The organism is Streptomyces sp. NBC_01016 (genome assembly GCF_026341035.1).
Taxonomy (GTDB): Bacteria; Actinomycetota; Actinomycetes; order Streptomycetales; family Streptomycetaceae; genus Streptomyces.
In genome coordinates this window covers 1,444,157-1,460,648 of record NZ_JAPEOQ010000001.1, presented here as the reverse complement: position 1 = coordinate 1,460,648, position 16,492 = coordinate 1,444,157, and the positions used below count along the sequence as shown (strand labels likewise).

Genomic DNA, 16,492 nt, shown 5'->3' with positions numbered 1-16,492 from the left:
CACGTGGATCGTGCGGGGCCCCATCGTCGTAAGGGGAGGAAGGGCGCGTTACTCGCCGAGCAGTCCGCCCACCAGGCCCGACTTCTTGCCGTCCTGGCCGCCGGACGACGTGCCGCCGTCCGATGACGCGCCGCCCGAGGTCGGGGCGCCGCCGGTGCTCGACGGCGGCTGCTGCTGCGGCGCCGACTGCTGGGGCGGGGCCTGGCCCGCGGTGGTGCCCTGGGTCGGCGTCGTCGTGGTGCCGCTGGTGCCGCTCGTGGCGCCCGTGCCCGCGGTCGCGCCGGCGGAGCTGGGGGACCCGGACGGGCTCGACGTGGTGCCCTGCGTCGGCGCGTTGGACGACGAGGCCGAAGGGCTCCTCGTGTGCTGGCGCTGCGAGGCGCTGGTGCCGGGCTCGGAGGGGAGCGGGGAGCCGGGCACCTCGTTGCGGGGCGCGTCGCCGGGGCCCGGGGCGGTGACCCGGTCGGCGTCGCGGACGGCGCCGCCGAGCACCGAGCCGATGAGCAGCGTGGCGCCGATGACGAGGGTCGCGACGACGGTGCCGCGGCGCAGGACGTAGCCGCGCAGGTCCCACAGCGCGGCGCGCGGTCCGAGCCGCCGCCAGGCGCCGCCCGCGAGCTTGCCGTCGATGGAGTAGACGGGGGCCCCGGCGATGATCAGCGGGGACCAGGCGGCGAGGTAGATGATGTCGGGCGCGTCGTAGGCGGGGAGGGTCTTCCAGCTGACGGTGACGAGCAGCGCCGCGGAGAGCAGCGCACCGACGCCGGCGGCGAGCCGCTGCCACAGGCCGAGGACCGTGAGCACGCCGACGATGACCTGGAGGAAGGCGATCACGAGGCCCGCGCCGACGGGGTGCTGGAGCGCCCAGTCGCGGAGCGGTTCGGCGAGGGCCCAGGGGTGCAGCGAGTTCAGCCACTTGACCATCGAGCCGCGCTCGCCGCCGTCGAAGTAGACGGGGTCGCAGAGCTTGCCCATGCCGGCGTAGATGGAGATGAAGCCGAGGAAGACGCGCAGCGGGAGCAGCACGACGCCGAGGTTCATCCGGCGGCCGGGATAGTAGGCGTGCCGGACGGGTCCGTAGCGGCGGGCGGCCGTGCTCTCGCTGTCGGAGCCGCCGTCCCTGCCGCCGTCCGGCGAACCGGTCCGCTCGTCGAACTCGTCGTCCCCGTACGGGATTTGCTCGAGCTCGCCGGTCTCCTCGAAGGCGCTGCCGGACTGGCGCATGCGCGGCAGGATCCGCGTGGGCGTGTCCGCGCCGCCCTGCCAGGGGCCGACGGTGGGCGTCTCCTGGGTGGCTTCGTCGGTGGGCGAGTCGCGGTAGAGGCCGAGGTCGTCGGCGAAGTCGCGCTCGTCGACGCGCGGGATGACCTGCGTGGCGGTGCCTTCGTCCGGTTCGCCGGAGCGGCGCGCGCCCTGCAGGAGTCCGCTGGTGTCGAGGCCTCCGCCGGCTCTGACGACGGGGCGGCGGCGCCGGGCGCCGGGCGTACCTGCGGCGGTGATGACGGGGATGCGGGTGGTCGCCGCGTCGGCTCCGGCCACGCCCGTGGCGCTCAAGTGCCGTGAGATGCGCGGGAGTTGCGACTGCTGCGCCGTGGGGAGCTGCACGCGGAAACTCGCGTGGTTGACGATGACCTGCGCCGGATCGCACGGAACCTTCACCATGCTCAGCGCGGGACCGTCGTCGAATCCCGACGTGCGGTCACCCGAGGGTGTGCGGGGCGTTCTGGTGTCCACACTCATCTAACCGAGTGATGTGTGTTTAGGACACTGCCTCAGCCCCACCGAAATGTCCGGGCCCCGTCAAGGATCTCGGGTCTGTCGTTTGGGTCAGACTCTAGATCCTTGACGGGGCCGGACAGCCGGGTGCGGGTCAGGCGCGGCGGCGGGCCGCCTCGTACAGGACGACGCCCGCGGCGACGCCGGCGTTCAGCGACTCGGCGCCGCCCGGCATCGGGATGCGGACGCGGTAGTCGCAGGTCTCGCCGACGAGGCGGGACAGGCCCTTGCCCTCGCTGCCGACGACGATGACGACGGGGCCGCCGAGGGCCTCCAGGTCACCCACGGTGTGCTCGCCGTCGGCGGCGAGGCCGACCACGGCGATGCCCGCCTTCTTGTACTGCTCCAGGGTGCGGGTCAGGTTGGTGGCGCGGGCGACCGGCGTGCGCGCCGCGGTACCGGCGGACGTCTTCCACGCACCCGCCGTCATCCCGGCCGCGCGCCGCTCGGGCACGACGACGCCGTGGCCGCCGAAGGCGGAGACGGAGCGGACGACGGCGCCGAGGTTGCGCGGGTCGGTGACCCCGTCGAGCGCGACGATCAGCGGGTCCACGCCCGCGTCGTACGCGGCGCCGGAGAGGTCCTCCGGGAACGCGTACTCGTACGGCGGGACCTGGAGGACGAGGCCCTGGTGGTTGAGCCCGTTGGTCATGCGGTCGAGCTCGGGGCGCGGGGCCTCCATGAGGTGGATCCCGCCGCGCTCACCGGCGACCTGCAGGGCCTCGCGCACCCGCTCGTCGTTGTCGATGAACTGCTGCACGTACAGCGTCGTGGCGGGCACGCCGCCGCGCAGCGCCTCGACGACCGGGTTGCGGCCGACGACCATCTCGGAGGTGGACTTGCCGCGCGGACCGCCTGTGCGGTTGGCCGGACGGCCCTGGGCGCGCTTGGTCTTGGCGTTGGCGGCACGCTGCTTGGCGTGCCCCTTGCGCATCTCGGCGGGCGGCGTGGGGCCCTTGCCCTCGAGGCCGCGGCGCCGATTGCCACCGCTGCCTACCTGCGCGCCCTTCTTGCCGGACATGCGGCGGTTGCTGTTGGCGGCCATGACCTACCTGTCTCTTACGTCTACGTCTACGGATGTGTGCGTACGTCTATGAAGTGTGCCGCCCGAAGCGCCGGGCAGCACATTCGGCTGCTCAGCCTCTGTCAGCCGAGCGTCCAGCGCGGCCCCGAGGGGCTGTCCTCGATGGTCAGTCCGGACTGCTTGAGCCGGTCGCGGATGGCGTCGGCGGTGGCCCAGTCCTTGCGGGCACGGGCCGCCTCGCGCTGCTCCAGCAGGAGCCGTACGAGGTGGTCGACGACGCCGTGCAGGTCTTCGCCGGAACCGCTGTCCGTCCCGACCCACGGCTCGTCGATCGGGTCGAGGCCGAGGACGCCGAGCATGGCGCGCACCTCGGCGAGGCGGGCGACGGCGGCTTCCTTGTCGTCGGCGGCGAGGGCGGAGTTCCCCTGCCGCACCGCGGTGTGCACGATGGCGAGCGCCTGCGGGACGCCGAGGTCGTCGTCCATGGCCTCGGCGAACGCGGGCGGCACCTCGTCCGAGGGCGCGACCGTGCCACCGGCCAGCTCGCTCACCCGCTGCACGAAGCCCTCGATCCGGGCGAACGCCGACTCGGCCTCGCGCAGCGCGTCCTCGCTGTACTCGATGGTGGAGCGGTAGTGCGGGGTGCCCAGGTAGTAGCGGAGGACGATGGGCCGCCAGTGCTTGACCATCTCGCTGACCAGCACGCTGTTGCCCAGCGACTTCGACATCTTCTCGCCGGACATCGTGACCCACGAGTTGTGCACCCAGTACGTCGCGAAGTCGTCGCCGAAGGCCTTGGCCTGCGCGATCTCGTTCTCGTGGTGCGGGAAGATCAGGTCGATCCCGCCACCGTGGATGTCGAAGGCCGGCCCCAGGTACTTGTGGGCCATGGCCGAGCACTCCAGGTGCCAGCCGGGACGGCCCCGGCCCCACGGCGTCTCCCAGCTGGGCTCGCCGGGCTTGGCGGCCTTCCACATGGCGAAGTCGCGGGGGTCACGCTTGCCGGTCTCGCCCTCGCCGGACGGCTGGAGCAGATTGTCGAGCTCCTGGTTGGACAGCTCCAGGTAGCCGGGGAACGACCGCACGTCGAAGTACACGTTCCCGTCGGCCTCGTACGCGTGCCCGCGCTCGATGAGGCCGCGCATCATCTCGACCATCTCGGTCACGTGCCCGGTGGCACGCGGCTCGTAGGTCGGGGGCAGGCAACCGAGCGCGGTGTACGCGTCGTTGAACGCCCGCTCGTTCTCGTACCCGATCGACCACCAGGGCCGGTCCTGCTCCCCGGCCTTCTTGATGATCTTGTCGTCGATGTCCGTCACATTGCGCACGAACGTGACGTCGTAGCCGCGGTACGAGAACCAGCGGCGCATGATGTCGAAATTGAGCCCCGACCGGATGTGCCCGATGTGCGGGGCCGCCTGCACCGTGGCGCCACAGAGGTAGATCGAGACACAGCCCGGAATGAGCGGGGTGAAGTCACGGATCTGCCGGGCGCTGGTGTCGTACAGGCGAATAGTCACCCCTCCAGGGTAGTAGGCCCGGAGGTGTGCCATGGGCCTCCGGCCGTTTGCGGGGTTGTCGGCTGGGGGCTGCGTCCCGGCAAGCCCCCACGGGGGTGCGGTCGCGGGGCGCTGCCCCGGACCCCGCGCCTCAAACGCCGGCGGGGCTTGATTTGCCTTGATCGGCTCAGACTCGGCCGACGACCTTGCGGGGGCGCACCCGGACGACCACTCGTTCGGCGTCCTGGCCGGACGTCGGGTTGAATTCCGCGTACTTCTTGCCGGTGTACTTCAGCGACAGTTCGTCGATGAGTTCCTGGCCGCCCTCCGTGGTGATCTCCACGGTGCCGCGGATCTCGGCGTAGGCGTACGGGTTGTCGGCGGGCTGGACCATCACCGTCACGCGCGGGTCCGCCTGCAGGTTCTTCGTCTTGCGGCGGTCGACGGTCGTGGAGAACAGGACGTCGTCGCCGTCGCGCTTCGCCCATACCGGGGAGACCTGGGGGCTCCCGTCGGGCTGGATCGTGGCGACAGCGATGAACACCTTGCTGTCGAGCAGTGCCTTGAGCTCGTCGGACAGCTGGGCTGACATGGCCTCACTCCTTCTCGGGGGACGGTTGGCGCGTACCCGATCCTCCGGGAACGCACCCGAGCGGGCCGGTATTTCGGCGCTCTTTTCGCACAGGTGTCACGAAGCGGGCGAGCCCCGCCGCCGCCAGCGGCACCACGGCGAGCGCCGACCACAGGGCGGGCGCGGGCAGGGTGAGCAGCGCGCCCGTTCCGGCGCTCCCGGCCAGCACGGCGAGCCCCGACACGGAGGACAGCGCCCCCGTCGCGAGGCCCAGGTGCCGCTCGTCCACCAGGTCGGGGACGAGGCCGCGCGCCGCCGGGACGAGCAGCATCTGGCCGAGCGTGAGCAGCACGACCAGCGCGCAGGCGGGCAGCAGTGCGTACGGGGTGTGGCTCGGGAGGTACGGGGCCGTGGCCGCGACCGTCGCGAATCCCGCGGTCACCAGGAGCAGTCCCCCGGTCAGCGCGGTCCGCGGCGCGATCCGGGTCGCGGACCAGCGGGTGACGGGCAGCTGGGCGCCGACGACGAGCAGCGAGGACAGCGCGAAGAGGAGGCCCACCGCGTCCTGCGAGCCGGTGGCGCGGGTGATCTCGACCGGCAGCGCGAGATAGAGCTGGTTGTAGGCGATGAGGTAGCCGCTGTACGCGAGGCAGAGCGCGAGGAAGCGGGGGTTCGCGAAGACGGCGCGGCCGCCCTTGACGCGGCGCGTACCGGGGGCGCGCTCACGGCGCGGCATCAGGCGCGCGTGCCCGGCGAACACCCCCACGAAGACGAGCGCGCCCGCCAGGCACGCGGCCCGGAACCCGGCGTACAGCAGCGCGGTACCGAGCAGCGGCCCGAGGAACGCGCCGGCCTGCCCGGCCGCAGAGAAGACGCCGAGCACCTGGGCGCGCGGGACGCCGGTGGCGCGCTCGTGGCGGACGGCCTCGCGGGCCGCCTCCGACTCGACGGCGGGCGAGAACAGCGCGGCGGCGAACCCGACGAGCACGACCGCGGCGACTACGGTGACCGTGCTGCCCGCGAAGGCGAGCCACACGAACCCGGCGATCCGCAGCAGACACCCGGCCAGCACGACCGGCCGCGGCCCGAACCGGTCGGTGAGCGCGCCCCCGACCACGAAGAGCCCCTGCTGACTGAACGTACGCAGCCCGAGCACGAGCCCCACGGCCCAGCCCGCGAGCCCGATGGTGTCGGCGAGGTGGGTGGCGAGGTAGGGCAGCACGGCATAGAAGCCGATGTTGAACGCGAGCTGGGTCCCGGCGAGCATCCGGAGGTAGGGCGGAAGCCCCCGGATCAATCGCCGCTTCGGCGTTGCGCTCGCGGGGCTCTGCCCCGGACCCCGCTGCTCAATCGCCGCAGGGGCTTGATAGATCAAGCCCCGCCGGCGTTTGAGGCGCGGGGTCCGGGGCGGAGCCCCGCGACCGATCACCGTCGCCGCCCGAGGCCACCCGCCGACGCCAACACCACGATCGCCCCCACCCCGGCCAGGCCCACCGCAGGCGCCAACACCGACCACGGCGCCCGCTCCGCATACGGCAGGTTCTCCATCAACAACCGCCCCCACTCCGGCGTCGGCGGCTGCGTACCGAGGCCGAGGAAACCCAGGGACGCAAGCGCCAGGGTCGTAGGCGCGAGCCGCAGCACCGCGTGCCGCCCCACCGTCGGCACCACCGCACTCAGCACGTGCCGCCGCAACACCTGCCACCGCCCCGCGCCGGAGGCGACCGCCGCCTCCACATACCCGGCCCCCCGCTCCGCCTCGGCGACGGCCGCCGTGTGCGCGGCGAGCGGCGCCCAGCCGACCGCGGCGACGGCGACCGCCGCCCCCGCGACGCCCGCCCCGAACAGCCCGGTGACAAGGAGACCCGCCAGGATCGCGGGCAGCGCGTTGGCGACCTCGGTGAGCCCCGCGGTCCACCGCATCAGCCCCAGGCCGACGCCCACCACGAAGCACACGGCGCAGACGGCCGCCGCCACGGCGAGCGTGCGCAGCGCCCCGTGGCCGAGCCGGGCGAGGACGTCGCGGCCGAGCGCGTCGGTGCCGAAGGGGTGGGCGCCGGAAGGACCCGACAGCCTGGCGGCCAGGTCGACCTGGAGCGGATCGCGGGTCAGCCCCCACACGATGACGGCGAGCAGCCCGGCGGCCAGCGCCCCCGCGGCGTACAGCCGCCCGCGCCCGCCCCCGGCCACCCGCGCGAGCCCCGGCAGCGCGCCCGCTTCGAGCGCGGGGCCGAGCAGCCGCCGGCGCACGAGCCCGACGAGCACCGCCGCCACCACACCCAACGCGAGCAGCACCAGCAGGCAGCCCTGGAGCAGCGGCAGATCGAGGTCGAGCGCGGCCGCGACGGCCGTGCCGCCGAGCCCCGGGATCGCGAAGACCGCCTCCACCGCGGCCGCGGCCCCGGTCAGCCCGACCACCGTGAGCCCCGCCTGCGGCAGCACCGCGGGCAGCGCCCGCCGCATCGCATGCCGGGCGATCCGCGGGCGCGGCATGCCGTTCGCCCGCGCCGTACGCACCCACGGTTCGGCGAACGCGGCGGGCAGCGCGTCCTGGCCGAGCCGCCCGAGCACGGCCCCTGCCGGGATGCCGAGGGCGAGCGCGGGCAGCACGGCGGAGGCGGGCGAGGCCCAGCCCTGCGCCGGGAACCAGTGGAGGTGCACGGCGAACAGCGTCGCGAGGACGGAGGCGAGGAGGAACTCGGGGAGCGCGGCGAGGATCCCCGCGCCCACCCCGCGCGCGGGTTCGGGCCGCGCGCGCCGGAGCGTCGGCAGGCACAGCGCCACGGCCAGCACGACCGCGACCACCATCGCGTACGCCATGAGGGACACGGACACCCAGAACGCGCCGCCCACGTCGGAGGCGACATCGGCGCCGGTCACCCACGACGCGCCGAGATCCCCGTGCGCGAGCCCCCGCACCCACTGGCCGAGGAACGTGAACGGCCCCTCATCCAGGCCGAGTTGGGCGCGCACCTCGGCGAGCTGCTTCGGTGTCGTGGGCGCGTCGCCGTAGCGCGCATGCAGCACGGTGAGCGCGGGGTCGGTGCGGGTCAGCCAGGGCAGCAGCGCGGTGAGCACGAGCAGCCCGGCGGCGGCGCCCACGCGGCCCACCGTCACGGACAGGCCCTTGCGGATACGGGACATCAGGCGCGCGTCTCCAAGCCGACGAACTGTCGTTCATAGGGGTCGAGGACGACCCCGCGCACCCCGGCCCCGACGCCCTGCAAATGCTGTTCGTGGACGATCGGCACGGCCGCGTCGGTGCCGAGGATCGCGGCCTCGGCGCGCAGCATGGCCCGGTGCCGCGCCGCCCCTTCGAGCCCGGCGGCCTCGCGCACGAGGCCGTCCACCCCGCGGTCGCTCAGCTGCGAGATATTGAAGCTTCCGCCGCTGGTGAAGTCGGAGGCGAAGTACGAGACCGGGTCGCCGGTGTCGAGCGCGGTGGACCGGGACATCAGGAACGCGTCGTACTCCCCGTCCAGCGCGCCCGACTCCAGGCGCGCGTAGTCCTTCACGACGAGCCGCACCGCGAACCCGGCGCGCCGCAGCTGCTGCTGGAGCGCGGCGGCGACCTCGGGCAGCTCGGCCCGGTTGGTGTACGTGGCGAGGGTGAGCGTCCGCCCGTGCGGCTTCGCGGCCTTCGCGCGGCCCGTGACGGGGAGCTGCTTGCCGTCGGCCCAGGCGAAACCGGGACCGAGCAGGCCCGTGCCCCGCGTGGCGTACCCCTCGTACACGCTGCGCGCGAGGGCGCTCGTATCGATGGACTCCCGCACGGCGGCCCGCAGCCCGGCGTCCGCGAGCGGCCCGGTCCGGGTGTTCAGGTACAGGGTCGTGGTGCGCACGGTGGCGACCTCGCGCGCCCGTTCGCCGAGGACGAGTGCCTGTGCGGCGGGCACGAACTCCGCGATCTCGATCTGGCCCGAACGCAGCGCGTTGGCACGGGCGTTGTTGTCGGCGACGAACGTCACGTCGAGCCCGCGCGCGGCCGCCTGCCCCCGCCAGTGCCCGTCGAACCGGTCGAGCGTCGCGGACACGGCCCCGTTCACCTTGGTCAGCGCGAACGGCCCGGTGGCGGACCCGACGGGATCGACGCCGCCGCCCTTCTTGTACGCGGCCGGGGAGAAGATCGCGAGCGACGGGTTCGCGAGCCGTGCGGGCAGCAGCGGGTCGGCGGTGCCCGTGGTGATCCGCACGGTCCGCTCCCCCACGGCGCGCGCGGTGAGCCGCATGTCGCTGAGCACCCGCGGCTGCGTCTTCGCCCGCCCGGCCCGCGTCAGCGCCCCCTCGACGGCATCGGCGGTGACCCGCCCGCCGTCCTGGAACCGGGCGTCGCGCAGCGTGAACTCCCAGGTGGTGGCGGACGTGCGGGCCCACTTCTCGGCGAGCGCGGGGTGCACGACACCGGCGGTGTCCATGCGGGTGAGCCCGTCGACGACGGCGAGCCGGCTGAGCAGCAACCCGTCGTCGCTGTACGGAGAGAGGCCCTGGGTGGGCGCGAAGGCGAGGTCGACGGCGATCCGGCCGCGACGCGCGGTCCCGGTGAACGAGCCGCAGGCGGACGTCAGCCCGATCCCGGCCGCCGCCAGCAGAAAGCCGCGGCGCCGCATCAGCCGACGGGCGCGTACGCGGGAACCGGCGCGGGCAGCGGCAGCTCGAAGTGCACGATGCCCTGGCCACCCCCCGGCAACTCCCGCTCGTCGCACACCTCTTGGGCGAGGGAACGCCAGAAGGGCTCGGCGCCCGGCACGGCGGGATCGGTGTGCAGGTACAGCGCCTCGTACCCACCGACCCCGGCCACGAAGTCGACGAGCTCCCTCACGAGAGTCCGCGCGAGTCCGTGCCTGCGATGCTCGGGGCGTACGTAGATCCGGCACAGCTGGGCGGTGGACCCGGAGGGGAAGCGGTCGGCGACCCACTGCGGGTTGGGCGGGGCGGCGGGCCCGCGGTCACGGACGGCGCCGGTCGCGACGATCCCGCCGCTCTCCCGGTGCTCGGCGACGAGCAGGGTGCAGCGCTCGGGGTGCAGGTAGTGGGCGGCCGGGTCGATGATGTCGGCGTGCCAGCGCGGCACGTACCCGGAGCGCAGGTCGCGGTACACGGTGTCCAGCATGACGGCACGGGCCTCGTCCACGTCGCCGTCCCCGGCCACGCGGATCACGTATTCACCCATCGCCTGCCTTCACCACGAACGGACCCCACTGCCCACCCATGCTAACTGCAACCGATTCGCAATAAGCTGCGGGGCAGTGCAATCACTCAAGCGGCGACCAGGCCAATCAAGCGGGGACCGGGCACATCAAGCCCCGCCGGCGCTTGAGGCGCGGGGTCCGGGGCAGCGCCCCGGCGGTGACCGGCGGATTACACCCGCGCCACCAACGCCGTCGCCACCGCCATCAACCCCTCGCCACGCCCGGGAAACCCGAGCCCGTCCGTCGTCGCACCCGACACCGTCACCGGCGCCCCCGCGGCCTCCGAGAGGACCTTCTGCGCCTCGTCGCGCCGCTTGCCGATCTTGGGCCGGGGGCCGACGACCTGCACGGCCACGTTCCCGATCACGAACCCGGCCTCGCGCACGATCCGCGCGGCCTCCGCGAGCAGCGTGGTCCCACTCGCCCCGGACCACTCGGGCCGCCCGGTACCGAAGTGCTGACCGAGGTCACCCAGCCCGGCAGCCGAGAACAACGCGTTGCAGGCCGCATGCGCCACGACATCCGCATCGGAGTGCCCCGCGAGCCCGGCCCCGGAGTCCTCCCACTTCAGCCCGGCACACCACAGCTCGCGGCCCTCTTCGAAGGCATGGATGTCGGTCCCGATGCCGACCTGCGGGAGAACCATGTGGTCAGAACCCATCGTTGGCCCTCCTCCGGGCAAGCACGGCCTCGGCCAGGACGAGATCGAGCGGCCGCGTCACCTTGAACGCCTCCTCGTGCCCGGGCACGAGCACCACCTGGTGGCCGAGGTGCTCGACCATCCCGGCGTCGTCCGTCACGTCCTCGGTCACGGCCTCGTGCGCCCGCACGAGCGTCTCCCGGTCGAACCCCTGCGGCGTCTGCACGGCCCGCAGCTTGGCCCGCGAGGGCGTCGCGACGACCGGCTCCGGCGAACCGTCGGTGCTCGGCACGACCTCCTTGACCGTGTCCGCGAGCGGCAGCGCCGGAACGACGGCCGGAGCCCCGTCCCGTACGGCCTCGATGACCGCGTCGACCGTGTCGACCGGCACGAGGGGGCGGGCCGCGTCGTGCACGAGCACGATGTCGATGCCGGCCGGCAGGGCCTCGAGCCCGAGCCGCACCGACTCCTGCCGGCTCTCCCCACCGGGCACGACGACGAAGTCGGTGCGCTCGGGCAGGGCGTGATCGGCGAGCAGGGTCTTCACTTCGGCGGCACCGTCGGGCGGCGCGACCACCACGACGAGGGAGACGGCGCGGGACGCCGCCATCGCCCGGACGGCATGGATCAGCATCGGAGTACCGCTCAGCGCGCGCAGCGCCTTGGGGGCGCCCGGACCGAGGCGCACGCCCCGTCCAGCGGCCGGAATCACGGCCGCGGTGCGTACTGCGCTGCCTGCTGTGTTGTCCAATGGACGCGTTTCGTCAGACATCGGTTCCGTTCAGGTTTGTGCGCTCGGGAGAGGTGGGTATGGCCACAGCGTGCCGGGCGCGACGCCTTGACCGGACCCTTCCGTGACACTGGTCGAGCCAGCTGTCCGGGCCCGGCACACCACAGGGGATCACGCGAAGCGTGGATGGGTACGAACTGGGTATGAACATGCCGCAGCGCCCGGCGACACCATCAGGGTCATCGGGCACCACGGCATTGTTCTTTACGCGACAGCAGTCGTGACGTGCATGACCGTTACGTATGGTGTCGCAGCAGCGCGTATCAGGACGCGAGAACCTCGTCGAGCAGGGCCTCGGCCTTGTCCTCGTTCGTGTTCTCCGCGAGTGCGAGCTCGCTCACCAGAATCTGGCGAGCCTTGGCGAGCATGCGCTTCTCACCCGCGGACAGTCCGCGCTCACGCTCCCGACGCCACAGGTCACGAACTACTTCCGCAACCTTGATGACATCGCCGGAGGCGAGCTTCTCCAGGTTTGCCTTGTAACGGCGCGACCAGTTCGTGGGCTCCTCGGCGTACGACGCGCGCAGCACCTCGAAGACCCGGTCGAGCCCGTCCTGACCGACCACATCACGCACGCCGACGAACTCCGCATTGTCCGCTGGCACACGTACCGTCAAGTCGCCCTGGGCGACCTTCAGCACCAAGTAGGTCTTGTCCACGCCTTTGATCTGGCGAGTTTCGATAGCCTCGATCAGCGCGGCCCCGTGATGGGGATAGACCACGGTGTCGCCAACCTTGAACGTCATGTGACAGGTACCCCTTCCGTGGCTATCCAGTCTAACACGGAAACTGCGGGTTCTGAATGGCGTTTTCGCAGGTCAGGGCATATCTCGGGGCTTGACAACTCCATCGGGAACGTGCTGCGGAGGGGTGGCGGAGGGCGGTATTCGCAGGTCGGAGCCGTTCTTCGAGGAAGCCGAAACGGGTACGCTACCGCCGCCACGGCGGGCCCTCCAGGGGTCGAAAGTCCCGGTTTGCGTGCTTCGAAGCGATGAACTTTCGCTACTCCGTTCAGGGACACGGAGGTACGTTCGAGGTGAATCCAGAATTGATCTTCGCGAATCGTCGCCCCACGTGATCGTTTTTCCGGACCCCCGCGCATTCCTTACCGGATATCCGTCCCGGTACCTGGACAGGCCTTATGTGAATGATGAACAAGGGGTCTCCGCGACCCAATGGTGACCGTGGGGAACGCGGGGTGATCGGGGCTCGGGCGGAGGAGCCGGTGACAGCGTCCGGTCCTGAGGGGCGGGTCGGGTGCGGCGGCTCGGGAACGGCTCGGTAACCTAAGGCCGCTGACACACCCTTAGGGCGGCTTTACACCTCGCCGCCTTGCCCGCCCACGTTCAAGGAGTTGCCGCCGCCGTGAGCAGCAGTCTTCGACGCGGCTCCCTCGCCGCCGCCGCCATCGCGTTCTCGATCGCCTCGCTCGCCGCGTGCGGCGCCGGCAACAACGCGCAGACACTTGAGGTCAAGCCGGACAACGCCGCGACCTCGGTCGGTGACATCCGGATCCAGAACGCCACCGTCATCACCCAGCCGGACCTCAAGTCGAAGGGCCCGGCCGTCGTCACGGGCACGCTCTTCAACAACGGGAGCACCGCCCAGACGCTCGACGCGATCACCGTCGACGGCGTCGGCAAGGCCGCGAAGCTCTCGGACGCCAAGGGCGCCTCGAAGATCTCCGTCCCGGCCGGCGGCTCCGTCGTCCTCGGCGGCAAGGGCAACGCCTCCGCCGAGCTGCCCAACAGCCGCACCGCCGTCCTCGACGGCAACGCGCAGCGGATCACGTTCTCCTTCAGCAAGGCCGGAGACGTGAAGCTGAAGGCGTTCGTCGTGCCGGCCGACAGCTACTTCAAGAAGTGGGGCCCGAGCGAGGTTCCGGCCGCGCCGGGCGCCTCCGCGACGCCGTCCACGTCGGCGTCGACCTCGACGTCCGCGACGCCGGACGACAAGGGCTCGGCCTCGACGGGGGCGTCCACCTCCGCCACGGCCTCCGAGTCGCAGAACACCGCGGGCCACTGAGCACGTAGCCGTACATACGGCGGAGGGGCGGAACCCACATCGGGTTCCGCCCCTCCGCCGTATGTCATGTGCCGGGTACGGCCTACGGCTCGAACTTGTAGCCGAGACCGCGCACCGTGACGAGGAACCTCGGCGCCCCGGGGTCCGGCTCGATCTTGGCGCGGAGGCGCTTCACGTGGACGTCGAGGGTCTTGGTGTCACCCACGTAGTCGGCGCCCCAGACCCGGTCGATCAGCTGCATGCGGGTCAGGACACGCCCCGCGTTGCGCAGCAGCATCTCCAGGAGGTCGAACTCCTTGAGCGGCAGGTCGACCTTGCCACCGCCCACCGTCACGACGTGACGGTCGACGTCCATGCGGACGGGCCCGGCCTCCAGGGCCTGCGGCGCGACCTCCTCCGGCTCGCCGTGACGGCGCAGGACGGCCCTGATGCGGGCGACCAGCTCGCGCGAGGAGAACGGCTTGGTGACGTAGTCATCGGCTCCTATTTCGAGCCCGACGACCTTGTCGATCTCGCTGTCCTTGGCGGTCACCATGATCACCGGGACGTTGGAACGGCCGCGCAGCTGGCGGCAGACCTCGGTGCCGGGCAGGCCCGGCAGCATCAGGTCGAGCAGGACGAGGTCGGCACCGTTGCGCTCGAACTCGTCGAGGCCGTCGGGTCCCGTGGCCGCGATGGCGACCTCGAAACCCTCCTTGCGGAGCATGTAGGACAGGGCGTCGGAGAAGGACTCCTCGTCCTCTACGACAAGCACTCGGGTCACGGAAGGACCTCCGGGGCGGCAGGAGTGGCAGGAATGGATTCGTATGCGGTTGTGTCGTCGGGCCCGTGTGCGTCGTCTTCGTCGCGTACGTCTCCGGGGCCACTGGTGCGGGATGTCTTGGGGGAACGTGCGGTGCGGGTCGCGGCCGCTTCGGGCAGCCGCAGCGTGAAGGTGGAGCCCTGTCCCTCGGAGCTCCACACGGTCACCTCCCCGCCGTGCGAGGCCGCCACGTGCTTGACGATGGCGAGGCCGAGGCCCGTGCCGCCGGTCGCGCGGGAGCGGGCCGGGTCGACGCGGTAGAAGCGCTCGAAGACGCGCTCCTTGTCCTTCTCGGAGATGCCGATGCCCTGGTCGGTGACGGCTATCTCGATACGGTCGCCGCCGCCCGCCGAGACGCGGCGGGCGGCTATGCCCACGCGCGTACGGGCCGGCGAGTAGTTCACGGCGTTCTCGACGAGGTTGCCGAGGGCGGCCGCGAGCTGCCCCCGGTTGCCCCAGACCCGCAGGTCGGCGGTGCCTCCGGAGGCCATCGTGATCTGCTTCGACGCGGCGGGCTGGCGGCAGCGGTCGATGGCCTCGGCGACGAGTTCGTCGACGCGCACCGGCTCGGAGTCCTCCAGCGGGTCGTCGTTCTGCACCCGCGACAGGTCGATGAGCTCCTGTACGAGGCTGGTGAGCCGGGTCGCCTCGTTCTGCATGCGGCCGGCGAACCGCTCGACGGCCTCCGGGTCGTCGGAGGCGTCCATGACGGCCTCGGAGAGCAGCGAGAGCGCGCCGACCGGCGTCTTCAGCTCGTGGCTCACGTTCGCGACGAAGTCGCGGCGTACGGCCTCGATGCGCCGGGCCTCGGTGAGGTCCTCGACCAGGAGCAGCACCAGGCGGGAGCCGAGCGGGGCGACGCGGGCGGACACGGCGAGCGCGTCGCCGCGCCCCGTTCCGCGGCGCGGCAGATCCAGCTCGACCTGGCGTATCTCCCCGTCGCGCCGGGTGTCGCGGGCCATCTGCAGCATCGGCTCGACCGCGAGCTTCCCGCCGCGTACGAGACCGAGGGCGTACGCCGCCGAGCTGGCCTTGACCACGCTGTCCGCCTCGTCGAGGACGACGGCGGAGGAGCGGAGCACGGAGAGCACGGTGTCGACGCCGGGCGGAAGGACCGGGTCCGTGTGCAGGGAGGTGCGGGTGGGGCGTTTCTGGTCGCGTTCGCTCCAGCGAAACGCCAGCATGGCGATGACACCGGTGCACACTCCGGCGATCGCTGCCGCTGCGGCGACCGCCGCGTTCACGTCCATGTCTTCAGGTTATGCGGCACCGACCGCTCCTCCACAGCCATCCGAGTGGTCGCTCGAACACTCGTCGCCCAGAGTTCACCTTGGGTACGGGGTCGATTCACCTGTGGTGCCGGATTCGGACGCGTACAGGACGGAACGTGGGAGCGTGGGGCCAACCGGGTCCCACTACGTAGCCAGGTACAGAGAGGGAACGCCGCATGCGTGACGCGTACCACGAGGAACTTGACTCGATCGGCGAGGGCCTGGTCGAGATGGCCCGCCTTGTCGGGTCGGCGATCGGGCGCGCCACCACGGCCATGCTCGACGCCGATCTGAAGCTCGCCGAGTCCGTGATCGCCGCCGACCAGAAGGTGGACGATCTGCAGCACGACCTGGAGGCGCGGGCGATAGCCCTCCTGGCGCGCCAGCAGCCGGTCGCCACCGACCTGCGGATAGTCGTCACCTCGCTCCGTATGAGCGCGGACCTGGAGCGCAGCGGCGACCTGGCGCAGCACGTCGCGAAGCTGGCCCGCCTCCGCTTCCCCGATCGGGCGGTCCCGCACGACCTGCACGCCACGATCCTGGAGATGGGCCAGCTCGCGCAGCGCCTGATGGCGAAGGCGGCGGAGGTCATCATCACCAAGGACGTCGACCTGGCGATGCAGCTGGAGCAGGACGACGACGAGATGGACCTGCTGCACCGCACGCTCTTCCAGCACCTGATGGACGAGAAGTGGAAGCACGGCATCGAGACGGCGGTCGACGTGACGCTGCTCGGCCGCTACTACGAGCGCTTCGCGGACCACGCGGTGTCGGTGGCCAAGCGGGTCGTCTACCTGGTGACGGGCGAGCACGCGGACGAGGTGCAAGCGTCGACGGCGGCGCCGGCCGAGAGCGCCTGACCGTACGAGGAGGAGGGCCCCGCGCGATGGACTGCGCGGGGCCCT

General features: G+C 72.1%; 15 protein-coding genes. 2 read left to right on the top strand and 13 right to left on the bottom strand.

Going from position 1 to position 16,492, the window contains the following annotated elements; all coding sequences use genetic code 11:
- Positions 1-48 precede the first annotated feature (48 nt).
- From OG746_RS06905 to OG746_RS06855, 11 genes are all read right to left on the bottom strand, one after another.
- Complete coding sequence (locus OG746_RS06905) at positions 49-1,734, bottom strand: DoxX family protein (RefSeq protein ID WP_266718752.1); 1,686 nt, start codon at positions 1,732-1,734, stop codon at positions 49-51.
- 136 nt (positions 1,735-1,870) lie between these two features.
- On the bottom strand, positions 1,871-2,821 hold the full coding sequence (gene rlmB, locus OG746_RS06900) for a 23S rRNA (guanosine(2251)-2'-O)-methyltransferase RlmB (RefSeq protein WP_266712551.1): 951 nt from the start codon (positions 2,819-2,821) through the stop codon (positions 1,871-1,873).
- A 101-nt stretch (positions 2,822-2,922) separates the two neighbouring features.
- Positions 2,923-4,320 (bottom strand): cysteine--tRNA ligase, encoded by a 1,398-nt coding sequence (gene cysS, locus OG746_RS06895; protein ID WP_266712550.1) that lies wholly within the window; start codon positions 4,318-4,320, stop codon positions 2,923-2,925.
- 166 nt (positions 4,321-4,486) lie between these two features.
- Positions 4,487-4,891 (bottom strand): PPOX class F420-dependent oxidoreductase, encoded by a 405-nt coding sequence (locus OG746_RS06890; protein WP_266712549.1) that lies wholly within the window; start codon positions 4,889-4,891, stop codon positions 4,487-4,489.
- 4 nt (positions 4,892-4,895) lie between these two features.
- Complete coding sequence (locus OG746_RS06885) at positions 4,896-6,137, bottom strand: MDR family MFS transporter (RefSeq protein ID WP_323179553.1); 1,242 nt, start codon at positions 6,135-6,137, stop codon at positions 4,896-4,898.
- 158 nt (positions 6,138-6,295) lie between these two features.
- On the bottom strand, positions 6,296-8,014 hold the full coding sequence (locus OG746_RS06880) for an ABC transporter permease subunit (protein WP_266712547.1): 1,719 nt from the start codon (positions 8,012-8,014) through the stop codon (positions 6,296-6,298).
- Positions 8,014-9,477: an ABC transporter substrate-binding protein gene (locus OG746_RS06875; RefSeq protein ID WP_266712546.1), complete on the bottom strand. Its 1,464-nt coding sequence runs from the start codon at positions 9,475-9,477 to the stop codon at positions 8,014-8,016. The genes OG746_RS06880 and OG746_RS06875 overlap by 1 nt, the downstream gene beginning before the upstream one ends.
- Complete coding sequence (locus tag OG746_RS06870; protein WP_266712545.1) at positions 9,477-10,040, bottom strand: GNAT family N-acetyltransferase; 564 nt, start codon at positions 10,038-10,040, stop codon at positions 9,477-9,479. Before OG746_RS06870 ends, OG746_RS06875 begins: the two co-directional genes overlap by 1 nt.
- A 188-nt stretch (positions 10,041-10,228) precedes the next feature.
- The gene (gene ispF / locus OG746_RS06865; protein WP_266712544.1) at positions 10,229-10,720 is read right to left on the bottom strand and encodes a 2-C-methyl-D-erythritol 2,4-cyclodiphosphate synthase; all 492 of its coding nucleotides are present in this window, start codon (positions 10,718-10,720) and stop codon (positions 10,229-10,231) included.
- Positions 10,710-11,471 (bottom strand): 2-C-methyl-D-erythritol 4-phosphate cytidylyltransferase, encoded by a 762-nt coding sequence (gene ispD, locus OG746_RS06860; RefSeq protein ID WP_266712543.1) that lies wholly within the window; start codon positions 11,469-11,471, stop codon positions 10,710-10,712. The genes ispF and ispD overlap by 11 nt, the downstream gene beginning before the upstream one ends.
- A 281-nt stretch (positions 11,472-11,752) precedes the next feature.
- The gene (locus OG746_RS06855) at positions 11,753-12,235 is read right to left on the bottom strand and encodes a CarD family transcriptional regulator (RefSeq protein ID WP_266712542.1); all 483 of its coding nucleotides are present in this window, start codon (positions 12,233-12,235) and stop codon (positions 11,753-11,755) included.
- A gap of 619 nt (positions 12,236-12,854) precedes the next feature.
- On the opposite strand from OG746_RS06855, the gene OG746_RS06850 reads away from it, so the two are divergent.
- Positions 12,855-13,514 carry a copper chaperone PCu(A)C domain-containing protein gene (locus tag OG746_RS06850; protein WP_266712541.1) on the top strand — a complete coding sequence of 220 codons (660 nt, stop codon included), beginning with the start codon at positions 12,855-12,857 and terminating at the stop codon, positions 13,512-13,514.
- 82 nt (positions 13,515-13,596) lie between these two features.
- Here OG746_RS06850 and phoP read toward each other — a convergent pair whose 3' ends face one another.
- Complete coding sequence (gene phoP, locus OG746_RS06845; RefSeq protein ID WP_524540457.1) at positions 13,597-14,268, bottom strand: two-component system response regulator PhoP; 672 nt, start codon at positions 14,266-14,268, stop codon at positions 13,597-13,599.
- Positions 14,269-14,273: 5 nt separating this feature from the next.
- Positions 14,274-15,566 (bottom strand): two-component system sensor histidine kinase PhoR, encoded by a 1,293-nt coding sequence (phoR, locus tag OG746_RS06840; protein WP_266712539.1) that lies wholly within the window; start codon positions 15,564-15,566, stop codon positions 14,274-14,276.
- Positions 15,567-15,763: 197 nt separating this feature from the next.
- Between phoR and phoU the strand changes: the two genes are divergently transcribed.
- Entirely contained in the window at positions 15,764-16,447 is a 684-nt protein-coding gene (gene phoU, locus OG746_RS06835) for a phosphate signaling complex protein PhoU (RefSeq protein ID WP_266712538.1), read from the top strand.
- Positions 16,448-16,492 lie beyond the last annotated feature (45 nt).